This is a genomic window from Micromonospora sp. DT4 (assembly GCF_049841675.1).
Classification (GTDB): domain Bacteria; phylum Actinomycetota; class Actinomycetes; order Mycobacteriales; family Micromonosporaceae; genus Micromonospora.
In genome coordinates, this window is record NZ_JBNCKT010000227.1 from 1 (window position 1) to 3,466 (window position 3,466).

The 3,466-nt window shown below is 69.8% G+C and carries 1 protein-coding gene and 1 pseudogene; both read right to left on the minus strand.

All coding sequences use genetic code 11. From position 1 onward, the window contains the following. Positions 1–71 precede the first annotated feature (71 nt). Positions 72–1,175 (minus strand): annotated as a pseudogene (locus tag ACLQ24_RS28990) (alpha-amylase family glycosyl hydrolase); the annotation flags it as partial. Position 1,176: 1 nt separating this feature from the next. Further along, the gene (gene glgX / locus ACLQ24_RS28995) at positions 1,177–3,294 is read right to left on the minus strand and encodes a glycogen debranching protein GlgX (RefSeq protein WP_425894918.1); all 2,118 of its coding nucleotides are present in this window, start codon (positions 3,292–3,294) and stop codon (positions 1,177–1,179) included. Positions 3,295–3,466 lie beyond the last annotated feature (172 nt).

Below are 3,466 nucleotides of genomic sequence, written 5' to 3' on the forward strand. Positions count from 1 at the left end.
AAAGCCTTGTTCGGCAAGCCAGAAGTCCGCTACGCAGCCGGCTAACCACGGCACCTTTGGGTTACTGGTCAATAACCCCGGTAGACCGGGAACACCGCGGCCAGCTCGGCGAGCGCCGCGCGGGCCTGCTCGGTCGGTACGTCGGGCGCGAGCGCGGCGAGGCGGGTCAGCTCGGCGGCGAGCAGCGTGGTGGCGGCGGCGAGCTTCGTGGTGTGGGTCAGGTCCTCCCACGAGGTGCGCTGCCCGGCGAGGCGGGTGTCCAGCACGGTGAAGTCGCCCTCGGCGTCGGTGTCGACGAAGAGCCCGTTCACGGCGGCGAGGGCGTCGTACCCGGTGGTGCCGTCCACCGGCCAGTTCGGCAGCTCCTCGCCGTACTCCAGGATCTTCTCCACCACGAGCCAGGCATCCGGCGCGGCCGCGCGCAACCGTGCCAGGTAGCCGGCCGGGTCGCGCAGGCCGTCCGGGTGGTCGACGCGGATGCCGTCGACCTCCCCGGCGGCGGCCCACCGCAGGATCAGCTCGTGGGTGGCGGCGAACACCGCCGGGTCCTCCACGCGCAGGCCCGCAAGGCCCGCGATGGCGAAGAACCGGCGGTACGTCAGCTCGGCGTCCCCGCGCCGCCAGGAGACCAACTCGTAGTGCTGCCGGTCGTGCACGTCGCGGGCGCTGCCGTCGCCGGTGCCGTCGGCCACCGGGAAGCGGTGCTCGTGGTAACGCAGCTCGCCGTCGACGACCTTCAGGTCGTCCAGGGCGGCCGGGTCGTCGGCCAGGACCGGCAGCAGCAGCCGGCCCCGGTCCCAGTCGATGTCGAACCAGTCGGCGTACGACGAGTCGCGCCCCCGGCGCAGCACGTCCCACCACGCCGGGTTGGCCGGCGGGACGGCGACTCCGGCGTGGTTGGGCACGATGTCGACGACCAGGCCGAGCTGCCGCTCCCGCAGCGCGCGCACCAGCCGCTGCCGGGCGGCCTCCCCGCCCAACTCCGGGTTGACCGTCCGGTGGTCGACGACGTCGTAGCCGTGCTGGGAGCCGGGCGTGGCGGCCAGCAGCGGGGCGGTGTAGAGGTGGCTGACGCCGAGGTCGTCCAGATAGTCGACGATGCGGGCGGTGGCGTCCAGGTCGAAGCCGGGGCGGACCTGGATTCGATAGGTGGCCTTGGGAGGGGTGGCCGGCATGTCAGATCATCCTCTCCAGCACGACGAGGGAGCGGTCCGGCACCCGGATAATGCCGCCCGCGCTGATCACCGTGGCGTCGTCCGGCTCAGGTTCGGCCGTGCTGATCACCCGTTCCCACTTCTGCCCGTACTCGCTGCCGGGCATCGTGAAGTCCAGCGGCGCGTCGTGGGCGTTGAAGCAGAGCAGGAACGAGGCGTCGCGGTGTTTCTGGCCGTACTGGCCGCGCTCGCGGATGCCCTCGCCGTTGACGAACAGCGCCACCGAGCGGCCGAAGTCGTTGCCCCAGTCCTCGCCGGTCATCTCCCGCCCGTCGGGGGTGTGCCACGCCAGGTCGGGCAGCGGCTCGTCGGTGCCACGCCCGCCGACCGGCAGGCCCGTGAAGAAGCGACGGCGACGGAACACCCGGTGGCGTTTGCGGAAGTCGGTGAGCGTGCGCACGAAATCCAGCAACTGCTCGTCGACGTTGTCCCAGTCGACCCAGGCCAGCTCGCTGTCCTGGCAGTAGGCGTTGTTGTTGCCGTGCTGGGTGCGGCCCAGCTCGTCACCGTGGCCGATCATCGGCACACCCTGCGACAGCATCAACGTGGCCAGGAAGTTGCGCCGCTGCTTGGCCCGCAGGGCGAGCACCGCCTCGTCGTCGGTGTCGCCCTCCACGCCGCAGTTCCACGACCGGTTGTGACTCTCGCCGTCCCGGTTGTCCTCGCCGTTGGCCTCGTTGTGCTTGTCGTTGTACGACACCAGGTCGTTGAGCGTGAACCCGTCGTGCACGGTCACGAAGTTGATGCTGTGGAACGGGCGGCGGCCGTCGTCCTGGTAGAGGTCGGCGGAGCCGGAGATGCGCGACGCGAACTCGGCGAGGGTGGCCGGCTCACCGCGCCAGAAGTCCCGCACGGTGTCCCGGTACTTGCCGTTCCACTCGGTCCACAGCGGCGGGAAGTTGCCCACCTGGTAGCCGCCGGGGCCGACGTCCCACGGCTCGGCGATCAGCTTGACCTGGCTCACCACCGGGTCCTGCTGCACCACCTCGAAGAAGGTGGAGAGCCGGTCCACCTCGTAGAACTCGCGGGCCAGGGTGGCCGCCAGGTCGAAGCGGAACCCGTCGACGTGCATCTCGGTCACCCAGTAGCGCAACGAATCCATGATCAGTTGCAGCGAGTGCGGGCTGCGCACGTTCAGGCTGTTGCCGGTGCCCGTGTAGTCGACGAAGTAGCGCCGGTCCTCCTCGCTGAGCCGGTAGTAGCTCGGCGCGTCCACGCCCTTGAAGCTCAGCGTCGGCCCGAGGTGGTTGCCCTCGGCGGTGTGGTTGTAGACCACGTCGAGGATGACCTCGATGCCCGCCGCGTGCAGCGCCTTGACCATGCCCCGGAACTCCCGCACCTGCTGGCCGGTCCGGCCCAGTGCCGAGTAGCCATGGTGCGGGGCGAAGAAACCGATCGTGTTGTAACCCCAGTAGTTGCGCAGGCCCAGGTCGACGAGCCGGTGGTCGTGGACGAACTCGTGCACCGGCATCAGCTCGATGGCCGTCACTCCGAGCCGGGTCAGGTGCTCGATCATCGGCGGGGAGGCGATCCCCGCGTACGTGCCGCGCAGCTCCTCCGGGATGTCCGGGTGGCGCATGGTCAGCCCCCGCACGTGCGCCTCGTAGATCACCGAGTGGTGGTACGGGGTCCGTGGCGGCTTGTCGTTGCCCCAGTCGAAGTACGGGTTGACCACCACCGACTTCGGCATGAACGGCGCCGAGTCGGTCTCGTTCATCCGCTCCGGGTCGCCCAGCTCGTAGTCGTACACCGCCGGGTCCCACGTCACGTCACCGTCGATGGCCTTGGCGTACGGGTCGAGCAGCAGCTTGTGCGGGTTGCAGCGCAACCCGTTCGCCGGGTCGTACGGCCCGTGCACCCGAAAGCCGTAGCGCTGCCCCGGCTCGATGCCCGGCAGGTACGCGTGCCAGACGTACGCGTCGACCTCCCGCAGCTCGACGCGCCGCTCGGCGCCGGTGTCCCACTCGTCGAACAGGCACAGCTCGATCCGCTCGGCCACCTCGGAGAAGATGGCGAAGTTGGTGCCCATCCCGTCGTAGGTGGCGCCCAGGGGATACCGCTCGCCCGGCCAGACCTGCATGTCGCTCCCTCAAGCCATGGTGATGTGCGCACCGGCCGCAGCCGCCCACGCGCAAGCGGGTAGTGCCCCCGCCCCGGGCGCGCCAATCCATCCTTTCAGAGACTGTCGGGTAACTGGGTGGGGGCGGAACGTCACGCCGAGACACGTCGATGGAAGGTCCTCGACAAATAGA